This window comes from Streptomyces sp. NPDC058001, from assembly GCF_042886315.1.
Lineage (GTDB): Bacteria > Actinomycetota > Actinomycetes > Streptomycetales > Streptomycetaceae > Streptomyces.
This window is the reverse complement of record NZ_JBHVQT010000005.1, coordinates 324,949-350,984: the sequence shown is the minus strand read 5'-3', so window position 1 is coordinate 350,984 and position 26,036 is coordinate 324,949. Positions and strand designations below refer to the sequence as shown.

General features: G+C 67.9%; 20 protein-coding genes and 3 pseudogenes. 14 read left to right on the top strand and 9 right to left on the bottom strand.

Annotated features, from left to right (window positions below; genetic code table 11):
* Nucleotides 1-359 precede the first annotated feature (359 nt).
* The 4 genes and pseudogenes from ACFVT5_RS14295 to ACFVT5_RS14280 all read left to right on the top strand — a co-directional run.
* A pseudogene (locus ACFVT5_RS14295) lies at nucleotides 360-1,145 on the top strand (MFS transporter); the annotation flags it as partial.
* 112 nt (nucleotides 1,146-1,257) lie between these two features.
* Entirely contained in the window at nucleotides 1,258-1,785 is a 528-nt protein-coding gene (locus tag ACFVT5_RS14290) for an MFS transporter (protein ID WP_389886660.1), read from the top strand.
* A 367-nt stretch (nucleotides 1,786-2,152) separates the two neighbouring features.
* Nucleotides 2,153-3,112, top strand: coding sequence for a glycoside hydrolase family 43 protein (locus ACFVT5_RS14285; protein WP_389886657.1), 960 nt, complete (start codon nucleotides 2,153-2,155; stop codon nucleotides 3,110-3,112).
* A gap of 37 nt (nucleotides 3,113-3,149) precedes the next feature.
* Nucleotides 3,150-4,565 carry a hypothetical protein gene (locus ACFVT5_RS14280; protein ID WP_389886103.1) on the top strand — a complete coding sequence of 472 codons (1,416 nt, stop codon included), beginning with the start codon at nucleotides 3,150-3,152 and terminating at the stop codon, nucleotides 4,563-4,565.
* A 53-nt stretch (nucleotides 4,566-4,618) separates the two neighbouring features.
* Here the strand turns inward: ACFVT5_RS14280 and ACFVT5_RS14275 are convergent, their stop codons facing one another.
* Nucleotides 4,619-6,106 (bottom strand): glycoside hydrolase family 43 protein, encoded by a 1,488-nt coding sequence (locus ACFVT5_RS14275; RefSeq protein WP_389886100.1) that lies wholly within the window; start codon nucleotides 6,104-6,106, stop codon nucleotides 4,619-4,621.
* Nucleotides 6,107-6,357: 251 nt separating this feature from the next.
* Here ACFVT5_RS14275 and ACFVT5_RS14270 point away from each other — a divergent pair.
* Nucleotides 6,358-6,753 (top strand): annotated as a pseudogene (locus ACFVT5_RS14270) (FAD:protein FMN transferase); the annotation flags it as partial.
* Nucleotides 6,754-7,212: 459 nt separating this feature from the next.
* Here ACFVT5_RS14270 and ACFVT5_RS14265 read toward each other — a convergent pair.
* Together ACFVT5_RS14265 and ACFVT5_RS14260 are read right to left on the bottom strand one after the other, a co-directional pair.
* The gene (locus ACFVT5_RS14265) at nucleotides 7,213-8,139 is read right to left on the bottom strand and encodes an esterase/lipase family protein (protein WP_389886097.1); all 927 of its coding nucleotides are present in this window, start codon (nucleotides 8,137-8,139) and stop codon (nucleotides 7,213-7,215) included.
* 552 nt (nucleotides 8,140-8,691) lie between these two features.
* Nucleotides 8,692-10,398 (bottom strand): helix-turn-helix domain-containing protein, encoded by a 1,707-nt coding sequence (locus tag ACFVT5_RS14260; protein WP_389886094.1) that lies wholly within the window; start codon nucleotides 10,396-10,398, stop codon nucleotides 8,692-8,694.
* Nucleotides 10,399-10,634: 236 nt separating this feature from the next.
* Here ACFVT5_RS14260 and ACFVT5_RS14255 point away from each other — a divergent pair, with 236 nt between their 5' ends.
* The 3 genes from ACFVT5_RS14255 (at nucleotide 10,635) to ACFVT5_RS14245 (ending at nucleotide 14,858) form a co-directional block, all read left to right on the top strand.
* Nucleotides 10,635-11,474, top strand: coding sequence for a hypothetical protein (locus ACFVT5_RS14255; protein ID WP_389886091.1), 840 nt, complete (start codon nucleotides 10,635-10,637; stop codon nucleotides 11,472-11,474).
* A 401-nt stretch (nucleotides 11,475-11,875) separates the two neighbouring features.
* The gene (locus ACFVT5_RS14250) at nucleotides 11,876-13,405 is read left to right on the top strand and encodes a helix-turn-helix domain-containing protein (protein ID WP_389886088.1); all 1,530 of its coding nucleotides are present in this window, start codon (nucleotides 11,876-11,878) and stop codon (nucleotides 13,403-13,405) included.
* Between the two features lie 847 nt (nucleotides 13,406-14,252).
* On the top strand, nucleotides 14,253-14,858 hold the full coding sequence (locus ACFVT5_RS14245) for a hypothetical protein (RefSeq protein WP_389886085.1): 606 nt from the start codon (nucleotides 14,253-14,255) through the stop codon (nucleotides 14,856-14,858).
* 314 nt (nucleotides 14,859-15,172) lie between these two features.
* Here the strand turns inward: ACFVT5_RS14245 and ACFVT5_RS14240 are convergent, their stop codons facing one another.
* Nucleotides 15,173-15,406 carry a hypothetical protein gene (locus tag ACFVT5_RS14240; protein ID WP_389886082.1) on the bottom strand — a complete coding sequence of 78 codons (234 nt, stop codon included), beginning with the start codon at nucleotides 15,404-15,406 and terminating at the stop codon, nucleotides 15,173-15,175.
* A 67-nt stretch (nucleotides 15,407-15,473) separates the two neighbouring features.
* On the opposite strand from ACFVT5_RS14240, the gene ACFVT5_RS14235 reads away from it, so the two are divergent.
* Complete coding sequence (locus ACFVT5_RS14235) at nucleotides 15,474-15,743, top strand: hypothetical protein (RefSeq protein ID WP_389886079.1); 270 nt, start codon at nucleotides 15,474-15,476, stop codon at nucleotides 15,741-15,743.
* Between the two features lie 174 nt (nucleotides 15,744-15,917).
* On the top strand, nucleotides 15,918-16,106 hold the full coding sequence (locus ACFVT5_RS14230; protein WP_389886076.1) for a DUF4240 domain-containing protein: 189 nt from the start codon (nucleotides 15,918-15,920) through the stop codon (nucleotides 16,104-16,106).
* 352 nt (nucleotides 16,107-16,458) lie between these two features.
* Here the strand turns inward: ACFVT5_RS14230 and ACFVT5_RS14225 are convergent, their stop codons facing one another.
* The gene (locus tag ACFVT5_RS14225) at nucleotides 16,459-17,490 is read right to left on the bottom strand and encodes a zinc-binding alcohol dehydrogenase family protein (RefSeq protein WP_389886073.1); all 1,032 of its coding nucleotides are present in this window, start codon (nucleotides 17,488-17,490) and stop codon (nucleotides 16,459-16,461) included.
* A 292-nt stretch (nucleotides 17,491-17,782) separates the two neighbouring features.
* On the bottom strand, nucleotides 17,783-20,278 hold the full coding sequence (locus ACFVT5_RS14220) for an SdrD B-like domain-containing protein (protein ID WP_389886070.1): 2,496 nt from the start codon (nucleotides 20,276-20,278) through the stop codon (nucleotides 17,783-17,785).
* Between the two features lie 229 nt (nucleotides 20,279-20,507).
* Here ACFVT5_RS14220 and ACFVT5_RS14215 point away from each other — a divergent pair, with 229 nt between their 5' ends.
* Entirely contained in the window at nucleotides 20,508-21,224 is a 717-nt protein-coding gene (locus ACFVT5_RS14215; RefSeq protein ID WP_389886067.1) for a hypothetical protein, read from the top strand.
* Nucleotides 21,225-21,253: 29 nt separating this feature from the next.
* Here ACFVT5_RS14215 and ACFVT5_RS14210 read toward each other — a convergent pair whose 3' ends face one another.
* Complete coding sequence (locus ACFVT5_RS14210; protein WP_389886064.1) at nucleotides 21,254-22,603, bottom strand: nitrous oxide reductase family maturation protein NosD; 1,350 nt, start codon at nucleotides 22,601-22,603, stop codon at nucleotides 21,254-21,256.
* An 87-nt stretch (nucleotides 22,604-22,690) separates the two neighbouring features.
* Between ACFVT5_RS14210 and ACFVT5_RS14205 the strand changes: the two genes are divergently transcribed.
* The 3 genes and pseudogenes from ACFVT5_RS14205 (at nucleotide 22,691) to ACFVT5_RS14195 (ending at nucleotide 24,942) form a co-directional block, all read left to right on the top strand.
* A complete protein-coding gene (locus ACFVT5_RS14205; RefSeq protein WP_389886062.1) occupies nucleotides 22,691-23,857 on the top strand; it encodes a Dyp-type peroxidase in 1,167 nt (388 codons plus the stop codon).
* Nucleotides 23,858-23,867: 10 nt separating this feature from the next.
* Nucleotides 23,868-23,993 (top strand): annotated as a pseudogene (locus ACFVT5_RS14200) (IS5/IS1182 family transposase); the annotation flags it as partial.
* Nucleotides 23,994-24,219: 226 nt separating this feature from the next.
* Nucleotides 24,220-24,942: a dienelactone hydrolase family protein gene (locus ACFVT5_RS14195; RefSeq protein WP_389886060.1), complete on the top strand. Its 723-nt coding sequence runs from the start codon at nucleotides 24,220-24,222 to the stop codon at nucleotides 24,940-24,942.
* A 313-nt stretch (nucleotides 24,943-25,255) separates the two neighbouring features.
* Here ACFVT5_RS14195 and ACFVT5_RS14190 read toward each other — a convergent pair whose 3' ends face one another.
* Complete coding sequence (locus tag ACFVT5_RS14190) at nucleotides 25,256-25,381, bottom strand: hypothetical protein (protein WP_389886057.1); 126 nt, start codon at nucleotides 25,379-25,381, stop codon at nucleotides 25,256-25,258.
* 256 nt (nucleotides 25,382-25,637) lie between these two features.
* Nucleotides 25,638-26,024 (bottom strand): winged helix-turn-helix transcriptional regulator, encoded by a 387-nt coding sequence (locus ACFVT5_RS14185; RefSeq protein ID WP_389886055.1) that lies wholly within the window; start codon nucleotides 26,022-26,024, stop codon nucleotides 25,638-25,640.
* Between the last annotated feature and the right edge of the window lie 12 nt (nucleotides 26,025-26,036).

Sequence of the window (26,036 nt, the reverse complement as noted above, 5' to 3'; positions counted from 1 at the left end):
CCTTCAGCACTACGATCCGATCGGCCACGCGCACCGTCGAGAACCGGTGGGAGATCAGCAGGATGACTCGGCCATCGGCCCTGCCCTGCCGTGCCTCGGCAGCGACCTGCTCGAACAGGGCATGCTCGGTGCCCAGGTCCAGGCTGGCCGTCGGCTCGTCGAAGACAGTGAGCAACGGGCGACGGCGCATCATCGAACGAGCGAGCGCGAGTCTCTGCCACTGTCCGCCGGACGGTTCCACCCCACCCCGCCACCCCGTTCCGAGCGTGGTCTCCAGCCCCTCCGGCAGCTGCTGAGCGAAGTGCGCCCCGGCACCTGCCATAGCTCCGCGCACGGCCGCCTGGTCCGTGATCCGGCCGATGACATGCTGGGCGGTACGCCGGTCCGCCGCGGTGCGCAGTTCGACACGGCCGTCCAGCTCCTCGGCCCGCCGCGCCAGCCAGGTCGCCGGCAGGGCGATCAGGGGAACAGTCAGGAGCACGGGCTGCACTTCGGCCAACAGTCCTGCGACCACTGCCAGTTGCCGCGCCGCGACCGTTGGCACCAGCCACGAGAACTACGACTTCATCGCCTACGGAACCGCGTCCGCGCTCTACTTCGGAGCCGTTTTCTTCCCCGAGAGCGACCGGTTCGTCGGCACCCTCCTGTCGTTCGCCACCCTCGCGGTCGGCTTCGTCATGCGCCCGCTCGGAGGCGCGATCGGCGGCTACTTCGCCGACAAGCTCGGCCGCAAGCCCGTCCTGATCGGCGCCATGGTCGTCATGGGCGCCGCCACCTTCCTCATCGGCGTGCTGCCGACCTACGAGCAGGTCGGTGTGCTCGCACCGATCCTGCTCGTGGCGATCCGCATGGTCCAGGGCCTGGCGTTCGGCGCAGAATGGGGCGGGGCGATCACCATGGCCTACGAACACGCTCCGTTGCACCGCCGCGGCATGTTCGCCGCCATCCCTCAATCCGGCAACCCCCTGGGCATCGCACTCGCCAGCGGCGTATTCGCCTGGAGCACCACGCTCAACGGCGACTGGCAGTGGCGAACACCCTTCCTGCTCAGTGCCGTCCTCGTCATCGTGGCACTCATCGTGCGCTCCCGGCTCTCCGAATCCCCTGAGTTCCAGGAGGCCCAGGCCAGTGGCCAGACGGAGAAGAACCCCCTGCGTGCGACCCTCAGCAACGACTGGCGGAGCATCCTGCGTGTGATCGCCCTGCGCGTCGTCGAGTCCTTCGCCTACTACTCCACCGCGACCTACCCTCAGCTACATCACCGAACGCGACCCCGACCTTCGCCCCGTTGCTCTCGGGGCCATCAGGGCCGCGAGCATCCTGGCCATCGCGGTCACCTTCCTCGCCGGCACGCTCACCGACCGCATCGGGCGCCGCCCCCTCTACATCGCGGGCTGCACGGCAGCGATCCTGTTCGCCTTCCCGATGTATCTGCTCACCAACACCGACCGACCCGTACTCGTAGTGTCGGTCTTCATCATCGGAATCGGGCTCATCCACGCCTCGCTCACCGGGACGCAGGGGTCCCTGCTCACCGAGCAGTTCCGTACCGCCACACGTACCTCGGGAGCCTCGCTCGGCTATCAAGTCGCCGCGGCCATAGGCGGCTTCGCACCGCTGCTCGCCGCCGCCCTGGTGGGGGCCTTCGGCTGGCCCGGCGCCGCTCTGCTCTACCTCGGCGCCGCCATCATCGGCCTCGTGGGAATCCTCGCCACGAAAGAGACCTGGGACCGCCACGAGCGTGAGCGAATACTCGCCCTGGTCCCTGAGGAACGCCGTCCCTGACATCGTCCCTGACGTCGTAGCGGACGGTAAGGGACATCCGTAGGCTCAGATGGGTTCCCCCTCCGCCTGCATGGCCGCGACCGGCCTCCTTGTCGCAAAATCGCTCATCTTACGGCTGTCGCCGGAAGAGGTCGGAGCACCCGCCCTCTTGACGGCCGCTCACCACATGATGATTAGTTGAGAGCGCTCTCTGTCGCGGACATGACCAGGAGGAAACCTGATGTGCCCCTCCCGTTGGCTCGCCGGCATCGTCCCGCTCGGCCTCGTAGGCGTACTCGTCCTCGGGCACGTCGCGACCACAGCCGGACCCGCGGAAGCCCTCACCTCGGTGACGAACGACCAGCCGTCCACACTCGGCCGCCCCCTCGTGGGCGGCGCCGACCCGAGCGTCATCAAAGTCGGCGATCTCTATGTCTCCGCCAAGTCCGTGGACGGCGGCATCGCGGTGCGCTCGGCGTCCACGCTGGAGGACGTGGCCACCGCGCCCAAGCACCAGGTGTGGCAGGACACCGGCGATCTGGGCGAGGTCTGGGCACCGGAAATCGTGCACCACGACGGTCACTACCGGATCTACTTCGCCGCCGGCCGCGGCGCGGCCCACCGGATGTATCACATCAGCTCGGCCAGCCCGGACACCGGATACTCCGCCGCCGCCAAGGTCGCCCTGCCCGACGACAAATGGGCCATCGACGGGGTGCCGTTCACCTTCGGCGGTCAGCGCTGGTTCGTGTGGTCCGGCTGGTCCGGCGACACCAATGTCGAGCAGAACCTCTACGTCGCCAGGATGAGCAGCCCCACCGCGGCCACCGGCGGCCGTTACGTCATATCGCAGCCGCGCGAGCCATGGGAACGGGTCGTGGGCAACCCGTACATCAACGAGGCGCCCCAGCCGATTGTCGACCCCAGCGGACAGTTGCACATCGCGTACTCCGCGAACGGCAGCTGGAGCAGCAACTACTGCATCGCCGACCTGCGGCTGCGCGCCGGCGGCGATCCCACGTACGTCTGGGACTGGTACAAGAGCAACGGCTGCCTGTTCGGCTCGCACGCCCCCACGATGATGCCGGGCTGGACCCCCACGCTGAACGTCGACGGCCCCGGCCACCACACGTTCGTCCTGCCGCGCGGCGACGTCGCCGCCGGCCCGCCGTCCGGCAACCGGTTCCCGACCATGTTCCACGCGGTCGCCAAAGGCACCCCGTACTCGTGGTCCAACCGCTACTGGTACACCGGCACGGCCGTCTGGTGGAGCAACACCACGTACCGCCGGGCCAACGTCCCCGGCCCCACCACCAACGTCGGGTACAGCCTCAAGTTCTTCGAGTAGGAACCGTCCGACACCCCTCGCGAATAGGAGTCCTGCCGTGTTCGACTTGCCTCCGCTCTCCCGACGCCGCTTCCTGGAAACGACGGGCGCCATCGGACTCACCGGTGTGATCGGAGCCGGAACGGCGGTCTCCGCCCAGGCGGCGGACGGCGGCAGCGTCGTACCCATCGACTGGCCGGGCCTGGGTTCCTACTCGGGGGCGGACGCCGCCGGAACCCGGGTGACGACCATCCTCGCCGGGAGCGCGCGTTACCTGATCGGGCCCTGGTACGCCGCCACGTACACCCGGTACCTTCCCGACGGCTACCTCGACCTCAAGGGATCCGACGAGCGGGCCGTCCGGTTGCCCGCCATGGCCGCGGTCGCCGCCACCACCGCTCTGGTCACGGGCACGTACGACCCGCGGACGCTGTCGGCCGCGAATGCCACCATCCGAACCCGCAATCTGATCCGGACCCTCGCCGCCCGGCACCTGGCCAACAACACCGATACCGCCACCCGTTGGGGCGGCGGATGGCAGACCGCTCTGTGGGCGTACTACACGGCGCTGTCGGGCTGGCTCTTCTGGGATCAGCTGGACGCCACCTCGCGCGGTCATCTCGTCGCCATGCTGGTGTGGGAAGCGGACCGGCTCACCACCGGCGACAGCGTCCACCTCATAGGCACCAGCGGCGATCAGCTGTACATGACCCGCCGGAACGGCACCGTGGTCACCCCCGGAGACAGCAAGGCCGAGGAGAACAGCTGGAGCGCCGCCGCGCTCTCCCTGGCCGCGTCGATGATGCCGGGCCACCCCAGCGCCGCTCGCTGGACGCGTCGCAACGTCGAGCTGCTGCTGGCAGCGGCAGCCAGACCGGCCGACCTCACCGGTTGCACGACCATCAACGGCATTCGACTCTCCTCCTGGTTGCAGGGGACGAACATCGCTGACGACGGGACGCTGGAGAACCACGCACGGCTGCACCCCCTGTACATGGTGTCGTTCGACCAGAGCCTCTACCAGGGCTTCGTCTTCGGTCTCGCGAACCGGGCGGCGCCGAAAGCCGCGTTGCACAACATCAAGCGGACGTACGCCGCTTTGGTGGACAAGCCGTTCCCGCTGCCGGGAGGAGGAACCACACCCATCTACCGACCGGGCTCTGCGGAGATCCACTATCCCGAGGGCAACGACTGGGGTACGCATTTCCCCTTCTACTTCGGCAACTTCGACCTTCTGGTCTCCCTCACCCGGCAGGACCGGGGCATCACCCCGCGCGCCGCGGAGTGGGAGCGGCTGCACGACGACGCACAGCTCGCTCTGATGTCCCGCTTCAGCGACGGCCGGACCTACGGCGCCACCGGGGAGAACACCTACTACGGGCGGGAGCACCGTATCGGAGCCATGGCGGGACAGCTGTATCTCACGCTGTTCCTGGCCCGCAATGCGACCGGCAACCGACTGCGCTGGAGGTGAGACAGAGCCGGCCTCACCGCCGCCGAGGAGCGCGGACGGCCGGCTCTGTCAGGTCAGTTCACGTAGACCTCGGCACGATCGACACTCACGAAGGACGCCCCGGACTGGGAGTTGTGCTCTCCCGTCACCCGGATGCGCAATGTGTGGTTGCCGTGGGGAAGCCTTGGACTGACGTACTGCACCGCCTCGCCGACGCGAAGCGAGTTGTGGAAGTCGACCTGTTGCTCCGAACCGCCGTCGACGCTGATGGCCGCGTAGCCATTGCCGGTGTCCTTGACGGAGAGCAGGACGATGCGCGTACCGGTGAAGGTGAAGGTCGCTGTGGCGCCCGGCCGGTCGCTCCAGTGGTCGTCGCTCCAGAAGCACTGCGTGGCACAGCCCGTACCTGAGTTCCAGGCGCCGGTGTAGTTGACGCCGCCGGGCCCGCTGGAGCGGCCGTCGTCGTTGATCCAGTAGTTGCCGGACCCGGGGTCGCCGGAGGGCAGGTCCTGGGTGGCACCCATGGCGAGGGGGCGGCCGAAGTCGGGACTGCCGTCGGCCCGCCAGGTGAACTTCTGCGCCCGTGTCGTGCGGTTGCTGTAGGTGTTCACCGACGTGGTCTTCGCGTGGTAGACGATCCAGTCTTCCGTGCCGTCGGGAGACTGGAAGAAGGCGTGGTGACCCGGTCCGAACACTCCCCGGTCGTCGGCCCGCGAGAACACCGCACCCTGGTGCTGACTCCAGTTGCCCGGCACGAGCGGGTCGGCGCCCAGGGGCATCGACATCATCCAGACCTGGTAGTCCGGTTTGCCTGTGTCACAGGTGGAGTAGGTCATCCAGACCCGCCCGTTGCGGTACAGGAACTCGGGCCCCTCGCGTACCTCGGGGCAGCCGCCGGCGCCGTTGATGGCGACGGCGTCGCCAGAGACGGTGTACGGGTTGGACATCGGGGCGATGTTGAGCCCGTTGTGCTGGTACTGGTTGATACCGCTGTACGCGAGGTAGAGCCGCCCGCCCAGTTGGAGGATGCCCGCGTCGATGGCGAAGTCGTTCGCGTGGTTGGGCGGGGCGAGTTTCGCCTTGAAGCGGTACGGACCGGCCGGGTCGTCGCCCTCCGACTCCAGGACGTACAGCCGGTGGTGCTCGTCGACGCCGTCGTCGGCCGTGTAGTAGAGGTACCAGCGCTCCCCGAAGCGGTAGAACTCCGGCGCCCAGATGTTGCGGTTGCGGGACGGGTCGGAGTCGGTCCAGACAGTGATCGGGTCGGCGGTCACCAGCGTGCCCAGGGACGGCGAGCGCCACATCCGGATGCTGCTTCCCTGGGTCGACGTGAGGTAGTAGTTCCCCTTCCAGTGCGTCATGAAGGGGTCGGGGCCGGTGTTGAGAGGGTTCCGGAACGTGCCGGCCGCCGCGGCGGCCTCACGCGGCGCGGCATCGGGTGCGGGCGGTACCGCGCCGGCCGGAGCGGTGAACGCGGGCAACAGGCCCACGAGGAGCCCGAGAAGGGCCGCGACGAGCAGGGCGGTGCGCGCCCGAGGGGGGGTGGTGGCGCTGGGAAACATGGGGTCCTTTCCGCAGCTCTTCGCATCGATGTGCCTTTACATCGATGTAATGACGGGGCGTCACGCTAGGAAGGACCGACCCCGGTGTCAACAGTCGAGAAGCCACCGTTCTCACTTCATCACGGAAGTTGCCGGTCTGGATTGTCCGCACGACCGCGAACAGGGCGAGGCAGAGTGCACCGAGGATCCACGAGCGTCGGGATCCGCAGGATTCACAGCACTGCACAGTCGCCGGCTCCCCGTCGTCAGGTATGGGCCCCACACCGGGCGCCGCCGTCTTTCCGGGCGCTGGTGAAGGGGGCTTGCGGTGTGGCCTGTCGAGCGGGCGCGTCCTCCGCCGCCCCGGGCGGCCTCCTCGGGCCGTCGTCCTGCCTGCCGCGGCGATCCTCCGCGAGGCCAGCCACACCGAGTTCGTCGTCGACAGGAGCGGGGACCTGTTCCACGAGGGTGGGCGCGCCATCCGGGTCGGCCGGGAGCACCCTTTCGATCCGAAGCAGGTCATCGGAGTCGCGCGCCTGCAAGGCCAGGCATTGTGCGCGTCCGGGATCACACGGCGGACGTGGGGAGAATGCCTGCACCACGTGTTGGACGCACGGACCGGCGTCCCCATCGACAAGGTGGTCATCACTTGGGTCGTGGCCAACGGAACCGCCCTCGCCGACGGACTGGCGACGGCACTGTTCTTCACCTACCCGCAGCGACTGGCCGAGACTTTCCGGTTCACCTTCGTCCGCTGTACAGCGACGGCCGAGCCGAGCACTCTCCTGACTTCGTCGGCGAAATCTTCCCCTGTCTCCACCAGCAGCACGGCCCCGGCCTGCGAGACGACTCCACGCCCGCTGCCCTCAACGCGGACACGCGAGTACGACCCGATACGCTTCTTCACCTGAGAAGTGGTTCTTTCCACGACACGATATGGCCCTCGACAAGCCCTATCGTTCCAGGTCAGGAGCACATCTCGCGTTTGTGATCAAGCCTCGGACAGACCACCTCATGAAAGCCCGAGGCTTCACGGGGGGCCGGCGGAATACTCGCTGGGCGGGCGTGATGGCCCGCCTGTGCATCCGGCAGGCCATCACGAGAAACTGGTACCGTGGTCGGCTACATCACCACCTGGCGAATTGCGTGGCGCGATTAGCCATCCGAATGGGACCTGCGCTATTGCGCACGGTGTAGCCCTTTCCACCATTCCTGATGCGCGTGTAGTCGTACGTCATGCCCTTGCCTATGACCGTGTAGTCGTCGTGACCGATGCCCTCCTTCTTGTGGTAGCGAATCCGGTGCTCTGCACTCATTTTCTTGTGATTGCCCGTCATGGCGGTCGCCGAGTCGGCGGAAACGATGAGGTCCGCGTTGGAGCCGATCAGCGTCCAGTCGGTGCCGCCCCGGGCCTCCGAGTTCCCGCCATTGAGCCACTTGATCCAGTCGCTGCCCTTTGTCATGCGCTTGCACTGGACGTTCGGACACCCGGAGGCCAAGGCGGCGCCGTGGTGGGGGGTGCCCATCGTGACGGCGTCCTCGATCAGAAGGTAGGGCGGGAATCCTTTGAGCTTCTTATTAGTGCCGACAATGGCGGCGCGTATGATCAAACCGCCGTATGAGTGGCCCACCATGTCGACGGGGCGGCCCTTCTTCGAGTAGTTCTCGTAGATGTGATTGGCCAGCTTTCGGGCGATCACCGTGGGTTCCGTATTGACGTCGCCGGACTTCAGATTGCGGTCACAGCGTTTGTTATCACCGTAGTAGCCCCAAGTGATGAGACTGCTCGACGACCACTTCCGGTGCTTGAACCATTCCAGCGTCTTGTTCCAGTACGCCTTGCAGTCGTGGCCCGAATTGCTGGAAGACCATCCGTGGATGAAGAACACTGGTCGGCTCTTGGTGTCGGCGCGCTGAATGCCGACGTCGCCGAAATCCTCGGAGCCCTGACTCGCCTTGTTGTTCATCTTCGTGGGCTTCGTGCCGTCGTTCGTTCCCTGTGAGCACGCCACCAGCGTCAGCGCGACACATGAGGCCAGCAGCACCATCACCATTCTTCGAATCATTCTGTTCCCCCGTTGAAGTTGTGGTGAGGACGAGTAGACCGCGTGCTCCGGGCGGATAGGAGAGCTGACCCCTGCTCACGATGCTCAGAATCCGGATTCGGGGTGTGCATCGTGCGCAGCTTGGTGAGCAGGTGATGCGCCGTGCACACCCCGGCATGTGTGATCTGTGCGCGATGCACAGTTGGGCCTGCGGTGCAATGGATCAGAAGACAGACGAGGCTGTAGACGGACGGGGGATCTCCCCGAGAGGCGGAAGGCATCGACGAGGTCGTGAACCCCGGAACCAGCGTCAGCAGATCCCAGTTCAGCAGGCGCTGCGCGGCGCGAAGGTGAGCTGTGACGCTGGTGAGGCGCGTCAGCCGCGTCCGGGAGCACTCCGGCTGGACGGGGGGAGACCAGTCGGGGCGGTGTGCGGTGGTGTGCGGAGGGCGGTCGCTTCGCAGCGGGGTGTTAACACGCGGCGTCCACGGCGTGCGGCAGGCGGAGATCACCAACGCGAGTCTCATCTTGTGAACGAAGCCATCGTGGTACGCCTGCTGGTCAGGCGTCATCTCCGATGGGCGCCCGGCGGCTGGAGATCAGTACCGGCTCCTCGGTAATCTCGACCGGGTCACCGGGTTGGATGGTGACGACGTCCCCGTCGAGCCGGTGCAGCGCCCGGGTGCGGGGCCCGGCCATGCTGATGGCTGTGCCGGACTCGGCCCACCGGATGACTCCGGTGCCCGTCGCTCCGTACGGTCCACCGGAGAAATCGCATTGCCAGACGTTGTTCGGTAGCCCAGCGGTCGCTCCGTGGGCGCAACCATGGATAAGAGCTCCACTGAGCCACCGCTGAAGCTGCTCGACCGCCCGGGCGGCTTTGGTGGGGCGCCCGCCCTCGGCCTGGAGCACGACCGGGAGGCGCCCACTGCCCCAGTTGTAGAAGTAGAGCCGTCGTAGGTTGACGTCGCGCCCGTACAGTCCCACCAGGAAGAACCGCACGGCGTAGTTGCGGGCGCGTTCGGGGGCGAGTGAGCCTTGAAGCGGTAGATCGTAAGTGGTTCCGGTACTCCACATCGGTGGGTGCACTCCGGCACGATGCAGGGACGAGTCGACAGCGGTCAGCGCTTTCGTCATGGTCTCCGGCGGGTCTGACGCGTGGCGCTGATAGAGCTTGATCCCCGCGATGTCGCAGTGCTCATATCCGCCGAGGTCCGCGAAACGTCGCAGGAATGGTAGGGCGTCGGGCTCCCAAAGGCGGCCCATGGAGGGGCAGACCACCAGGGATCTGGGGTCGGCTTCCTTGAGGATCCGGTTGGCCCGTGCGGTCATTTCGACCAGCTTTTCCACAGTTCCGGAGTAGAAACGCCGGTCGTTGGCCAGCACCCAGAGCTCGTATGCCTCAATGCGGCCTCGGTAACGCTCGGCCAGAGCCTTTACGAAAGCGTCCCAGGCGGCGAGGTCGTCGGGCGGCGCAGTTCGAGAGTTGTCCGGGTAGGCGGTCTTGTGCCCGTTCGGCGCTGCCCAGGCCGGAGTACCACCGAGAACGAAAAGGACGGGGCGGCGTATCCGTTCGGCGCCGTCGAGGAGCCGGTCGAGGGTACCCCACCTGAACTCTCCGGCGCGGGGCTGGATGTTGGCCCAGCGAGTCTCGCTGTCCCACAGGCGCACACTGCCGACCTGAAACGACGGCATGGCGCCAGTGGAACTGTTGATGGTGACACCGAAGGTCGTTGAGGGCACCAGGCTGGGCGTCGCCGTCCACAGCGCCCCGGGGGAGTCCGGCGCGGAGACGGGCGCCGGTAACTGCGCAGGTGCGGGCGTACGGGGCAGCCGTGATTCCGGGGCCAGCAGGAGGAGACAGACCGCAAGGACGAGTGCCAGTCGGAAAGAGGGCCGTTGCAGTAGGCCGGGCCGGACATCAGACGCGGATGCCGGCCCCTGCGAACACGGCGCCGAAGGTACGTGAGCGGTCCGGACCGGGGGAGGCCGGTTCAGCTGCGGGGAATGCGGAAGAAGCGGATCTTCTCCGGCCGGGGACTCGGCGGCTGCGTTCCACAACTGCAGTAGCTCGTTCAGCTCTGCATTCGTCGCGCCGCACTCCTGGGCAATCCGGACGACCACGTCGTAGTCCGGTGGCATGTTTGCGCCCTTGCAGTATCGATGCAGCGTCGAACGGCTGGTGAAGGTCCGCTTCCCCAGTTCCGCGTAGCTCAGCCCGCTGCGCTGCTTGAGTCCCCTCAGAACCGAAGCCAGGTCCTGCGCCACAGGTTGCCCCGCCATGATCTCCCCTGCCCCGTGATGCCCTGTCAGAGGCTCTCACACCCATCCCATTCGGGGAGGAGAAGCCCAGCTCACGAGCAGGGTACCCATCCCACAGGGAAGTAGGACAACGATCTTCTTGCCCGCCCCGGCGCGGATGCGGACAGTGGTGCGCACGGTCGCTTCCGACGATCGCGGGTATCACGCCTCCCGGGGGAACGGCGTGAGAGAAACGAGGATCGATGCTCCTCATCAGAAGGATCGCCACAGCCGTGGCCGCCGCGTTGCTGATGTTCATAGGCGTCGCCGCAGCGGCCGCCCCCAGTAGCGCGCACAGCGCAGCTGCCGACCGGTCCGCGGCAGGAGTCGCCGCGTACGGAAGTTCGGGGAACTCCGATAGGGCCGGCACGCTGGGCACGTGCACGGGGAACTGGTGCGGCGAGGTCAACAACCACTCGGGCCGACCAGTCATCATCGGGGGCGGGAACCAGGACGAGGAGCATGGCTGGTGCTGGGAGGACAACGCACCCCGCTACGGATACCTCTTCGACTGTATTAACAGCATGGCGCTGGCGGCTGGAACAGAGTCCGGCGACGGGGAACACTTCGAGGACACCGACTCCTTCCGCGTGGACGCGGGCTGTGTCATGGAGTACTTCGTGAGAGGCGCCCTCCTCTATGACGACCGGCGCGGCAAGCTGCACTCCAAGTGGATCAAGCTGACAGACTTCGACACCGCCGACATCATCAGCTACAAGTGCGGCGAACCATCGCCGAAATACTCGGTGGACACCTTCGGGACGGCGGACGGCTATCAGGACGGGTACTGCCCGAACAGGGTTGGCGCTCGCTGCAACAAGGACGGCGAGCTGTACGCCGGAACGAACTATGTCTTCTGTAAAGTGTGGGGGGAAGAGGTGCGCTCCGGCGACGCCTACAACCACTGGTGGCTCCTGACAGACCTCGACTATGTCGACGACGGCCGAGACGGTCGCGCGTTCGTTTCCGCGTTGCACCTGAGCCGATGGGGCAATGACGAGGCCAAGGACAACAGCGGACGAGAGATTCCAGGTTGTCAGTGACGTGACGTCGCTGTTGTGCGGCCGGCCCGAGAAGGGACCGGCCGCCCACGGCTCCGGAATGCGGTTCGGTCGCACCTGTTCCCACACAGGGACCTGCCCTTGGCGGATGGGGCGCTGGATGGGCCCGATTTCCTCGGCCACCGGCACGGAGCTGCGCTCGGTCTCAGTGGGCAGCACGGATCCGCCGCCCTGCACCGCGGCATGAGGTCGCGTTGCTGCTGGGCGCGAAATGGGGGCATCCGGTGCTCAGCAGTACGACGGCCATCGCCGCGTAGGTGAACGCAGCGGCAGCCAAGCAGAGGTGGCGGACATCACCCGCTTGCCGGTCCGCAGAAATGGCAGCCCGCTGTGCCGTCGTACGACGCGACGTCAGTCCTGTCGGGCCGCGAGAGAGGAACCTGATGACGGGGATCGCGAAGGCGCAGCGGTTTGCCGATCGGCTGGATGAATTCCTGTACCTGGTGGGGCAGATGGCCTGGCGGCCGGATGCCGGACTCCACGAGGTTGTCGACTGGCTCCACCGGCAACTCGGCGCCGAAATCGCCGTCGTTGTCGGCCGTGCGGGCGCGGTGGAGGAGTCGACAACCGGTTTCCCCCAGGAGATCCTGGTGCCGCTTCAACCGATGCTCGCGCGATTGGCGGCAGGTCACGTTGCCTCAGCGGCAACCGAGGTCGGGACGGCGCAGGTGCGTCTCGAAGCAGTCGGCTCCGAATTGCCGCGCCGCGTACTCCTGTTGGTCAGCCCGACCAGCCTGACGCGCCAGGAGGCAGCCATGGCCTCGCACACCGGCAGCGTCATCGCGGTCCTGCACCGCGCCCGGGCTGCCGACAGAGCGTTCTCGGGATACCAGCAGAAGGCACGCCAATTACGGCTGGCACTCTTCATGGCCCTCATGGCGGGGGATCCCGTCCTGGCACGACGCATGACGGCCGACGCCGTCCCCGAGCTCCTGGACTCCGATCGTCTGCGCGTTCATCTGCTGCGCTGCGCGCAGGATGACCGCGACCGGATCGCGCAGATCTATCAGGACCCATCGGGCTACCACGGCCCTGGTCTGATGGTGCGCTGCCCCGTCTACGACGAGGACCTCATCTGCCTCATCGCCGAAGACGAGAGCAACCAGGGGAACGCCGAAGCCCCCGACGGCCTGGGCCAGGCACTCCGCACTCTGGTCGCTGGGAATCCGCGTTACACGCTGGGCATCAGCAGTACTCAGCCGCTCCGCGCAACGGCCGAGGCATACGACCAGGCCCGGCACGCCCTGGCCGTGGCCCGCAACACGCCCGGCCGGGTGGCCGGATACCAGGGCCAGGAACCACTGGAACGTCTGTTGCCACGGGAGGCAGCCACAAGCTGGGCCCGCTCCTTCCTCAGGCCGATGCACTCGATGCCACAACTCACTGTCGACATCACCCGCTTCGCAATGGACTTCCACAGATCCGGGGTCGCGCGCCTGCTGGGTATCAGCCGCAACACCGTCACCGCCCACCTCAGACGAGCGCAAGCGGCACTGGGCCTTGACCTCCGGGACGTCAGCTCCCGCGCCACACTCACGTTGGCGCTTGCCGTCACCAGCCTGCACCAGGACAGTGAAATCACCGATGAACGGCAGGCCACACCCACCCTGGAAAGGGTGCTGGACACCCACCTTGCGGGAGCGTGGGCCCAAGCGTTCCTCAAACCCCTTCGAGACCCTCCCCGTCAGCATGTGCTCACCACCCTGCGCACATGGATCACAGCGAACACTGACGCCCAGCAGGCGGCGCTGCGCCTGAGTATCAGCCGCACCACCGTGGCAGCACACCTTCGCACCGCTGAGCGACTGTTGAACCGGGATCTGCTGACTGCTGGTTCCGGGGTCCACGACCTCGTCTATGCCTTCCACCTCTCAGGAGAGATCCCCCAACTGCTGACCCCAGCCGTGTCCTGATCCGTAATCCCCACGTGCCCGACCGCGCATCGTGCACAGATCGCGGCATTCCCGGGTGTGCACAGTGCATTACCTCCCCACAGAACTGTGCACCGTGCGCACCCTGAATGCGGATTCCGGGCATCGTGAACATGAGCCAGCCCTCCCGGGTGCCTGGACAGGGCGGTCTACTGGTCTTGCGCCAAGCGGTGGCGGTGCCGGGAAGGCCAAGGCACGGTCCCGCCGCCGCGATGTCTGCCATGCCAGTGGGGCATGGCAGAGGGAAGGGGAATTATGCGTTGGCTCATGCAACGGCGGTAAGCCGGAGCAGCAGTTCTACACGTACGGTGCCGACAGCCTGCTCGATGCGCATCTTCATCGCCGGGGGCGGGCAGGTTCGAGTACATCGACAGCGTGCGCAAGGCGCCTGGGCGAGCCCCGCTCCGCGCACGCTACTCCGCCTCATGTGTGAGGCGTTGTAATTGACCGCTTCAACGGAAGGCTCTTCGATCATGATTCGCTCCAAGCGGAGTTCGGTAATCGCCGCCATCTGTGGTGCTGCGGCCCTATTCGCCGCCAGTGCCAGTCCGGCTCAAGCGCACACTGGAATCGTGGACATCAGCCGCGGTTCGTGCACGTACTACGGCAGCAGCAGCCACGGCTTCGCGGACAGTGAAAAGCGCTCAGGAAGTTGCACGGGTCACGCTTGGCTCCGCGTGAACTACAAGGGAACCATCAGCTCGTGGATCCACCGGGCCAACTATGTCAGTTGGTCGTCTCCGGACGGGACGGGCATTCGAGTGAGCGACCACAAGAGCTGTGCCGACTGCACGTACAAGTCCGTCAGGCACTAGGAGGGCGGTCCTCTGTGGCTCGGCCCACCAGCATGCTCGCTCTAAGTTCGGTCTTGGTTGCTTGGGTCCTGGGTGGGTGCGCGCTGGCCGATGACCATCGCGCAGTCACGTCGCCGCAGGTCCAGCACAACGCCTATGTGAACGATAAGCAGAGGCGGGACGGAATCGCAGCGCAGGAGGAGCTGCTCTCCGACGGCGTCGCAAGCAAATCCGACTACATCGCCGCAATCGGAAACTTGGAGCGGTGCCTGTCTCGCGGGGAAATATCCGTGATCAATCACGGATGGAACCCGGTTAACGGGCAGAACATTCTCCTGTGGTTCCGCAACGAAGAGGCAGATGACGAAGTCGTAGGAGCTTGGGCTGACCAGTGCGAGAAAGCACATCTCGTCCTCGTTGCCGAGAAGTATCAGGAACAGAAGAGACCCGTTATGGAGCCGCTTTTGAGACGCCATGTCACCGCATGCCTGCGCGGTGAGCGTGCGCCTACGTCCGACTCGGCGCAAAACCTGCCGGACCTGCTGCGCAGGGCTGGCGAAAAGCACAAGTCGGACGTCCTCGACTGCGTCCGCAAGGCAACGGCGGAGCTCTATCCGGATGCGCCCGTGCCGGTGGGTTGAGTGCCCACCGTTTTCCGGAGACGGTGTGTCATCGCGTATCACACACCGTCAGGGCTAAGGCGTGTCCCGTGGATCAGGTCGTCGTTGGTGGGGCGAGTCTGCGGGTCCGGCCGCCTGGGTCGGTCTGGCCCGGGCGGGAGCACCGTCGATCAGCGGTGCTGTCCGCCCCGCGCTTTGAGCGCTACGGCCGGACACGCCGTCAGTCGGGGGTGAGTACCAGTTCCAGGAACGAATACCGAAGTTCTGTGGTGACTGGTCGCGGCACGCCGCACTGGGGTTGCCGACCGCCAGGTCGGCAACCCCAGTGCGGACGCCTACTGGCCTACGGTCAGGGACCAGCGAACGGTGGAGGGAGCGGTCACGGAGACCGTTCCCTTCTTCCTGGGCTGCTTGAGCCGCATTTCGTTGTAGATGCTGCTGACCTCTTCGGTCACACATTCCAGCGGGAAACTCAGGCCGACGGGCTCCAGTTCCACCGTCAGCGTCCCCTCGCCTTGACAGTTCACGAGCACGGACAGCGGCTGCGCCTGGAGTTCCCCGATCTCCATGACACGGTTGCCCTTGGCCGAGGCGCCCTCGGTGAGCGGTGTACCCGATACCAGCTTGGGTGCCCGCGTGACGGACTCCCCGGGAATGTGCTCCGGCCTGTCGGGATTCGCCGAGCTGACCCAGAAGAAGCTCAAGCGGGGTGTCCACCGCTCCGTCCAGGCTCTCGAACGAGACACCGCACCTGGCTCGCCGACTGGAACGACGATCCCCTGGCAACTGCTCAACTTCCGCGCAGAACCCGGCTACCTGGAGCGGGGCGGCCGAACCGTCGCCGAGGCCGCGGACCGTCTCGCCATCCACCTCGGCGCCGTCCCGCTTCCCGAGCCCCCCGACTGAGCCGCACCGCGAAGGGGCTTGGGAGCATGGTGGGAGGTTCAGGCGGCGATGTCCACGGCTTTCGCGAAGGACGGGCGCGGGCCCTTGGCGGAAGATCAGCGCCGTCTGAGGTTGAGTTTTAACCTTCGCACCGTGCAGGGGAGGGTGTCGTACCGCCCTGGCAAACTGCCCGCCATGGACACCGAAGCCTTCTGGCGCGTGCCGGATGCCGCTAAGGACGGTGACAAGCCTCTCGACGTCGCCGTCGTCGACCATCTGTCGGCCCTGCCCGCAGAAGAGATCCTCGCCTTCGAACACCGCTTTGGCCGTCTGCGCGACGCGGTCTACCGCTGGAGGGACCGCAGACTCGGGAACCCCGCGTGACGGGCGCCGCATCGGCCGATGTCACTTGACCCCGGCCGACGACCGATCACGGCACGTCGAGCCGCCGCTCACCAGGAACTCTGCCCCTGCAACGAACGCCAGGGCCCAACCTGAGGTTGAAACTCAAGTGAGTTTGTTCTTCAACCACCGGCTGCACCGTGACGGTTCAGATTGATCTCCAGGTCAGACCCGGTCCGAGGTGTCACTGGCGCTCGGCGCCGCGACTTGACCGGCCTTCCGCACCCACTGCTGCCCGCACTGGGTGTGCCGTTCGTCGGCTACAGCGATGTGATCCTCACCGGGAGCACCGTCGCCGACCGGTCGGCTCCCGGCGCTCGGGCGCGGGCGGACGTCATCCCGGCACCAGTACGGCGGCGCCGTTGACCCGGTCGGCCGCCAGGTCCGCGAGCGCCCGGTCGGCGCGGCTCAAGGGGTAGGGGCTCACGGTGACCCGGATGCCGATGCGCTCGGCCAGAGCCAGGAAGTCCCGGCCGTCCTGGCGGGTGTTGGAGGTGACGCTGCGAAGATTGCGCTCCTGGAACAGATGGCGCTGATAGTTGAGTACCGGGATGTCGGAGAGGTGGATGCCGGCCACGGCAAGGGTTCCCGACCGGTCCAGGGCCTCCAGCGCCACCGGCACCAGGTCGCCGACCGGGGCGAAGAGGATCGCCGAGTCCAATGGCTCGGGTGGCTGGTCGTAGGCGCCGCTCGCCGACGCCGCGCCGAGTTCCAGGGCGAGCGCCCGCGCCTGCGCCGACCGGGTGAGCACATGGACCGTGGCACCCTCGGCGAGGGCTACCTGAGCCGCCAGATGGGCCGACGCGCCGAAGCCGTAGATCCCCAGCCGCCCGCCTTCGGGAAGGGCGCTGCGCAGAAGCGCCCGGTAGCCGATGATGCCCGCGCAGAGCAGGGGGGCAAGCGACGCCGGGTTCCGCTCCCCCGGCAGCCGGTAGGCGAACGCTTCCGGAACCACGGCCGTCTCGGCGAAACCGCCGTCCGCGTCCCATCCCGTATACGTGGACCGCGGGCAGAGGTTCTCCCGGCCGGACCGGCAGTACGCGCACGTCCCGCAGGTTCCGCGCAGCCAGGCCCCGCCCGCCCGGTCACCGACGCGGAACAGCTTGACTCCTTCGCCCACGGCCTCGACCCGGCCGACGATCTCATGACCGGGAATCGTGGACGGGCGGCGCGGAACCAGGTCTCCCTCGGCGAGATGGAGATCCGTGCGGCACACACCGCACGCCTCCACCCGCAGCAAAAGATCTCCCGGGCCGGGCGCGGACGTCTGCCGCAGGACTCGCTCCAGCGGCCCGGTGTCCATCGGCCCCGGTTCCCTTACGGCCCAGCCGTTGTACGCGGCAGGCGCGGACGCGGAAACAGCCACGGTTCAAGCCTGCGGCGCCTGGAGAGCCGGGGCAACCGGTACGGCCGGGACAGAAGCACACCGAATCGCAGAGGGTGCGGGTGGGAACCACGGGCCGGAGCCCGCTCAACGTGGTCTCCGGACGACTGGTGAGGCCGGCAAGCCCGTCCAGCCTCGGACCGCCGCACCGTGGTGTCCTACCTCTTCCCGGCGGCCGGCCACGGCATCCGCGGGTCGCTCCGCTGCCGCCGGTGGTCGAGTCGGTCATGCCGACGGGCCGGTGCGACGCACCGGCCCGTCGGGGTTTCGGGTGTCAGCGGTGCCTGGCGCGCCGCTTACGGGTGACGAGGACGACTGTCGCACCCGCACCGAGCAGCAGGGCGACGAGGGAGAGAAGCTGTCCCAGGTCGGACGTGCCGGTGTTCGCGAGTGAGCCACCTGACCCGCCGGCCGGTGCCGGATTGTTGGGCGCCGGGCCCGTCGGCGGCGCCGGTGTCGGTGTCGGGGACTCGGTTGCCGGCGGCGTGGGTGTCGGCGATGCCTCCTTCGGGATGTACACGCCGGCGTCGATCGTGTGATCGACCCCTCCTGGCTTGGCCGGTGCGGTGACCGGGGCGTACCCGTTGCACAGTTGGCCGGTGGTCGGCGGGGTCACATTGGAGTCGTGCACCCGGTCGTCACCGACCCGTGGCAGGGTGAACCGCAGGTCGGTGGCGGCCGGTTGGCCGGGCACCTCGCTGGTGTCCGCGGTGCACACATCGAACTGCACGGTGTACTTGGCGCCCGGAGTCAGCTCGTAGTCCGCGCCGACACCACCGAAGTAGTACTCGCCGGCGGCATCGGTCGTGGTCGTGGCGACCTTCTTGCCGTCGGCGTCCAGGAGGTTGATCGTCGCATCCGGCAGCAGCACCGACCCGGGGTCCTGGATGCCGTTGTGATCGCCGTCGAACCAGACCACGTTGCCGATCTGGATCGGTGCGTTGGCCGCGGCGTACGCGATGTCGCCGAGGCCGCCGGCCTTGCCGAACCCGTTCTGGTTCTGGCCGATGAACTGGTAGGCGTTCTTGGCCGGGTCGTTGCCGGGGCCGAGGCCGGTGGCGATGTCGTAGTAGCCGGTGCCGTCGGTGGCGACCTGGCCGGTCGGGTCCATCTGTGTGCTGACGACCCACTGCTGCTGCGGGATGTAGGCGACCGATCCCAGCGCGGACTCCTGGTGCGGCCCTGGCTGGGTCGCGGAGCCGCCGTTCGGGAAGAAGTCACCCGGGAAGTACTCGACGACGCCGGGGGGCTGGACCCCGTCAAGGGTCGGGTCCGTGGCGTGGTCGGGGCAGTCTCCGGTGCCTTCCCACTCGTACCCGCCGCTGGGCTTGGCACAGGCCATGTTGATGTCGCCGCCGGCCATGCCGCTCTGCGGGGTGTTGTTGCCCGGCCTCGGGTCGAGGCCGCCCCAGCTCACGACGTCCATGAACCGGTCGCGGAAGCCGAGGATCAGCGAGCCGTCGCGGGCGAAGGCCAAACTGGCCAGCGCCGGCTGCGGGTTGATCATCGCGCCGCTCACGGTGAAGGTGTCCCAGTCCGCCAGGTCGTTGTTCCACGCGTTCCAGTGATTGACCTCGTCGCGACCGGAGTTGCTGGCGAGCACGCTCCCGCGCTCGAAGGTCAGCGGCTGGGACAGCACGGTGGTGAACTTCTCGCCGACATAGGTGGCGACGACGGCCTTCAGGTCCGCGCGTTCCTTGCTGCTCTCCGCGCTGCACACGCCCCCGACGTACAGGGTGTTGTTGTGCGTGGCCACGCTGTACGGGCGCCAGTCGCCGGCCGCCGCGCAGCCCGGGTCGGGGATCGGCACGGTCGCCTTGGGCGCCGAGGCCGTGGGCTTGGTCGCGTCGAAGCTGACCAGGCTGCGGGTGAGCAGGTTCACCGCGTACAGGGTCGAGCCGTCTTCGGACAGCGCCAGGCCGCCGATGCTCTCCTTGCCCGGTGCGTCGGTGAATCCGGCGTCCTTGATCAGGTTGCCGGTGTCGTGCGCGGTCTTCGTGGCGCCCGGCACCTTCGCGAACAGCTTCGTGGCGCCGCCGGCGGCCGGCACGGTGTAGATCGCGTCACCGCCCTCCGGCCCGTACTCGGTGTACCGCCGGGCGAACGCCGACTGGAACAGTTGCTCGCGGTACTTGTCGTAGGCCAGCCCGTAGGTCGTGCCCACCTGCTCCTGGGTGTTGAGCACTTCCGGGCAGGCCGCCTGGTCGGGGCAGTTGCCGCGGACGCCCGTCCCGAAGGCCACCAGTGCCCGGGTGTCGGTCCCGCCGGCGCCGCTCTGGATCGGCACGAAGTAGCGGGAATCGGGGAGTGCGTAGTCGGCCGGGTCCCAGACCCCGGTGATCACCGAGTCGTCCTTGCCGTCCGAGACGTCCACGAACGTGGTGAAGCTGTCGAAGTGGTTCGGCGCTGTCGAGGCGGGCGCCGCCCGCAGATAGTCGCTGTAGGGTGCCGGGACAGTGACATCGACCCGGTACCGGCCGCCGGTCAGCTCGCCCGACGGCGACACGATGACCTTTCCGGTGGCATCCGTGACACCGGTGACGTGATGCCCGGCGGGGTCGGAGACGTCGACCTTCATTCCCCGCTGAGGCACGTCCATGGTCGAGTTGATCACGCCGGTGCCGAAGAAGTCCCGCAGCACCTCGACGGTCAGAGTACCGTCGGAGGCCGAGGCGCCGGCCTGCCCGGCGCCCGTCAAGATCGTGCCTGTGCTGCCCCCGACCAATAAGAGGCCGGTCAGCCCCACCCGCACCAGTCCGCCTAATGACATGGCGCTCCTTTGCGTCGTCCTACGCTATTGCCAACTCGGCAAATGCAGGGGTGAGCATACAAGTTGACAGAGCGTCATGTCCGGTAAACGCAGAGTTTGATGGTGTCTCGGCGGAGACCTGTTATTGTCGCGCCGCGTGCGGAGCATCAGAACACGGAGCATCGACAGCAAGCGGAGTCTCGTGAGACGCGAGGCAGGCCGGCGCCACCGGTGGCCGAAGTTACGCTGGATGGCAGCCGCCGTCATCGGCATCGCGGCTGCCGCGACCAGCGCCTTCGTCCTCCTCGGCAACAGCGGTGGCCCCACCGCCCCGCGGGCGTTGACCTCGGACGAGGTGAACCGGCTGGCGATCACGCGGTTCCTCAACTACCAGGCGGGAGGCCGGGCGGTGACGATCACCGTGCCGAACGCCACCGGCGGGCTGGTCATCACCGGATCCATCGATTACCGCACCCACACCGGTTACGGGGTGGTACACGGGACCGGGCGCGACACGTCCAGCGACGGGCTGATCCAGTGGACGGCCACCACCGTCCTCGTCCACCCCATGACAGACCCCCCGGCAGCCGCACCGGCGTCGCCTCCCGCGTCCGGTTGGCACAGCCGTCCGCTGCAGAGAACCGGCATGGCCCTGGACAGCTCGCTGGCCATCGCGCTCAGCCTCGGGAACGACCGGCCGGACAACGCCGCACTGCTGCCGCAGAACGGCGCCGCATGGGTCGGGCAGGACCAAGTGCACGGCCATCGGACGGACATCATGAAAGGGCCGGACGCCGACACCAAAGCCAGTACGTCACAGACCGTGCGCTACTGGATCGGCTCGGACGGCACCATGTATCGCGTTCAGGCCACTCTCGCCTCCGAGTCACAGCCGGTGGTCTTCGACTTCGACCCCCGGAAGTACGTCCCCGTCCAGCCGGTACCCGGAGTCACACCGGCGCCGTAGCGCCGCTCACGAGGTCCGCACCCGGCCGCTCACGAGGTCCGCACCCGCGCACCGGCGGCGAGCAGCGACGGCGACGGCAGCGCGATGTCCGCGACGTCCGGCAGCACCGGAACGTCCGGCACGTCGGTGGCGCCGGTGATGGCCTGCGGGAACTCCGGCTGCGGGCCGGGCGCGGCCACGTCGGTGAACGGGATGCCGCCGGGGGCCGTCGGACGCGCCCAACTGCCGGAGGGCGTAGGTGACTTGGCGGGAACCGGGCAGGGCGCGGTGTCCGCGAGCCCTGCGGGTACGGTCGTCCGAAGCACGTTCCCTCGCAGGCAGTTGCCCTGTCCGCGGGTGGCGGTGGGAAACGCCCAGCCGACGTCGATGCCGTTGCCGGCGAAGGTGTTGCCGGTGATCCGGTTGCGGTCCGCCGTCAGGTCGGCGGTCGCGGTGATCACGAGCCCGGCGTTGGTGTTCCCGGTGATCCGGTTGCGGATGAACTGGTTGTCGCTGCCGCCGTCGACGCCGATACCGAGGCCCCAGCCACCGTCGGCCTGTACGGGCGTCCGGGTCTGCTGGTTGTCCGCGATCAGGTTGCCGGCGATGACGGCGTCGCGCTGCGGGAGCAGTTTCTCCTGGTGGTCGGAGTTGGTGGTCAGTCCGACGCGGTTGCCGACCAGACGGTTTCCGACCACATACATGTCGCCGCTGGCGTTGGTGCCTTCGTAACCGACCGCGTTGAGTTCGGAGATGTTGTCCCGCACCACGATCCGGCACGGCTTGCACTGGCCGACATAGATCCCCGAGTCCGCCCCGCCCGATGTGTAGGAGTGCTCGATGACACCGTTCTGCGCGGAGAACGCGTAGATGCCGTACAGACCGTTACGGGTCGCGGTCACATGCGAGACCAGGAACGACTTCAGCAGGCTGACGGGTTCATCGCCGGTGTCGTAGCCGCCGCTCCCCGGCAGCCCGGCGACCGCCGCCGCGGAACCGGTGACCAGCACCCCGTTCTGCGTGTTCATCCGCACGGTCAGGTTCTCCACGGCCACCCCGGGCGCCGTGACGACCACCCCGTTGGGCCGCCGCAACTGCCCGTCGATGACCACCTTGTCCCGGGACTCGCCCCGCAGCGTGATGCGAGCCGTGTCGACCTTCACCGACTCGTGGTACACCCCCGGGGCCACCAGCACCAGGTCACCGGGCCGGGCCAGGGACACCGCGGCCGAGATCGTCGGGGCGTCGCGGGGCACGCGGATGGTCACCTGAGCGCCCTCCGGCCGCCGGCCCTTGCCCGAACCGTCGTCGCCACCACCGCCACCGCCACCGCTGCAGCCGGTCACCAGCGTCAGCACGCCCAGTACCGCCGCCATTACACGAAGAGCTAATCGAGACATGATCCCAAGTCTGGCACGACGGCGAACTCCCCGCCGGAACAGTGAAGTTGAGCGGCGGACACGAGGCGGGTGTGGCACTCTCACTTCATGCACCACGCCGATCGCACTCCGTCACGCCGCGCGTTCCTCGATGCCACCGGCGCCACGGTGGCCGCCGGTCTCCTCGCCGGGTGCACATCGGACTCCGCCCAACCGGGCCGGCCCGCCCCTTCCTCAGCGGCCACACCCTCCACGCCCGCGCCGGTTCCGGCGACGGGCCGGCATCAGGCGGGCGTCACGCTTCCCCGGTCGGCCCAGCACAACCTGCTGGCCGTGGTGGCCGACCTCGACACCGCGGTGGCGCCCGGCCCGTTACTGGCCGAACTCGGCGAGACCATCCGCGCCCTCACCGCCGGGTCCGACCCGCGGCTTCTCGGCCTGTCCCCAGGGGATCTGACCGTGACCGTCGGCGTGGGTCCGCGGCTGGTGCGGACGGCCGGAGCTTCACTGCCCGGCGCGGCCGACCTTCCGCGGTTCTCCCGCGAGCGGATCGCCTCGCAGGCGCGCGGCGGTGATCTGCTGCTACAGATCTGTGCCGGCGACGCGCTGCTCGCACCGCTCGCCGCCGTCGCGCTCCTGGACCAGGCCGGCGACCGCATCCGCGAACGCTGGCGGCAGTCCGGACGCCGCGGTACGGACGTGTCCGTCGCCAAGGGCCTCACCGCACCGCGCAACCTGCTCGGTTTCATCGACGGCATCGTGGGCCCGCACACGACCGCCGAGCAAGAACGTGACCTGTGGCTGGCCGGTCCCCCTGCGGTCGCCGGCGGCACGCTGGCTGTACTGCGGCGCATGGAACTCGACCTGACACGGTTCGCCGCCCTGTCCGTCGCCGAGCAGGAGGCGGTCTTCGGGCGACACCGGGACAGCGGCGTACCCCTCTCCGGCGGCACCGTCGCCTCGGGCCCGGAACTCGGTGCCAAGACGCCCGACGGGCGCTATCTCGTTCCCGTGGACGCCCACGTGCGCAGGGCGAACCCCACCGTGGTCGGCGTCGGCCACATGCTCCGCCGTTCCTACAGCACCGACGAGCCCGCCCCCGGCCTGCTCTTCATCAGCTTCCAGAACGACCTGCGGACCTTCACGGCCACGCTCGCCCGCATGGACGCCTCCGACGCGTTGCTGCCCTTCACCACCACGACCGCCAGTGCGACCTTCCTGATCCTCCCGGGCTTCGACCAACAACACCCGCTCGGTTCCCACCTGTTCGACTGATCCCGCCGGCCAGACGATGTCCTGGCCCTACCGATGCCTGAACCCCCGCTACGAACGCAATCCCCGCAACTACCTGGCCTTCCTCGGGCCCGCCGCCCTCTGCTGCTACAAGCGACCTGTCCGCCGCACCACGTAGGACACGGTCTTGGGCAAGAGACTCCGTGGCATCCGGCCGCGAAGCCTCCACAAAAACCTGTTGGCGGACCCCGGCGACCACTGCTACTTTCCCGGAGGCCGTGCGAGAGAGCGAGGAGGTGGTACCCGTGAACACAGTATCGACATGGGTGCTCCCCTCCGGGGTCACGGTCGGGCGATAGGTCGTCCGGGAGCGCCGTTCAAACGCACTCCCGAAAGGCACGACCATGCACTGCACTTCCGAACAGCGCCTCGACGACGGCGTCCTCGAACGCGAATTCACCCTCGGCGAGATCCCCGGCACCCTGTGGACGCCTGCAACCGCCGCACCGGCCCCGCTGATCCTGATGGCCCACAACAACGGCCTGCCCAGGAAGCAATCCCGGCTGGTGGCACGGGCCCGCCACTCCGCGACGCACGGCTACGCGGTGGCCACCATCGACGCCGCCGGGTGCGGTGACCGGCCCCGTTCCGCTGCCGACGAGCAGGCCCGCGCCGACCTCCGCCGGGCGATGCAGGCCGGCGAGCCGGTCGACGACATCTTCGAGTCCCTGGTCGGCCCGCTGGTCGAAAAGGCGGTCCCGGAATGGCGGACCACCCTGGACGCCCTCCTCGCGCTCCCCGAGATCGACGGCCCGGTCGGGTATTCGGGGTGGACCGCCGTCGGCATCCACCTTGCGGTGGCCGAACCACGCATCGCGGCCGCCGGCTTCTTCGCCGGGGGTTACGTGCCCCACGCCCAGCGCGAGGAGGCCCGGCAGGTCACCATTCCGCTGCTGCTCCTGCTGCAGTGGGACGACGAAGGGAACCCCCGACAGCGCGCCCTGGACCTGTACGACGCCTTCGGCACCAAGGAGAAGACCCTGCACGCCAATATGGGCGGACACACCGGTACCCCGTGGTTCGAGGTGGAGGACGGGGACCGGTTCTTCGGCCGACACCTGAAGTGACGCCGGGCCGCCAGGCCGGCACCAGACAGTAGGCGCTTGTCGGCCAGGACGCCGCTCATCGAGGACAGGCCCCGGCCCTCCCCGATGAGCGGCACCCGGCAGATGCACCACCGCCCCGATCGCGACGGTACCGGCCATCGGCGGTACCGGCCATCGGCGGTACCGGCCGGTCGGGGCGGCGCTCGGCCACCAGCCCTCATCAACTGGGCCCGCTCCGTGCGGCACTCGACCCGTACCTTGCGGTTCGCCGGACAGGCGACCGACTCGACCACCAGCGCCCTGGCCGGCCCGGGTTGGTCCGTATAGCCCGCCTTCACCGGGACGGTTCGCGGAACACGGGAAGCCCGAGGGAGATCGGGCCGCTTCGCGCGAAGCGGCGGGCCTGGTCGCGCTTGCTGCGCAGGAAGGTGAGGGGTGAGGTCGAGTCCGTCGATCTCACCCCGCCAGTCCTCGGCGACGGCGGCGCTCGCGGCGGGCGAGTAGGTCCTCCTCCAACTCGTCCAGGCGGGGCGGCATCTTCGGGTTGACGCTCAGCATCGGGCAGCGGATGCGGGCTTCTCTGAACTGATCAGACTGAGATCGCGGAACCGGCTCGTACCCTCCGCCTGTTCAGCGCTCGGGCCCGTGGGCGCAACCGCAAGCCGCGGTCCGTGTGAGTCTGATCCTTTTGCGGCGCGGGACCACCGATCGCCTCGTTATCCGGCGCGGTCAAGGCGGGTGGCTTTTTCGTACGACTCCCGGGCGTCAAGCAGTTCGTCCCAGTGTTTCTCCGTCCAGGCGCAAGCGACCGCTATCGGTTGGAGCATGCTGCGGCCCAGCGGCGTCAGTTCGTACTCGACATGCGGGGTGGCCTCGGCGTAGACGGTGCGCTTGACCAGACCATCTCGTTCGAGGGACCGCAGCGACTGGGTCAGGACCTTGGGGGTGACGCGGCTCAGCGGCACGCGCAGCTCGGAGAACCGGCGCGGCCCGTGCTCAAGACAACGGATGACGAGGGCTGCCCACTTGTCGCCGAATCGGATCGGATTGAGGGAGGACGGGCACAGTTCGTCGAACATGTCGGCGGGCAGCGGTTCCCTCATGGCCTCACCCTA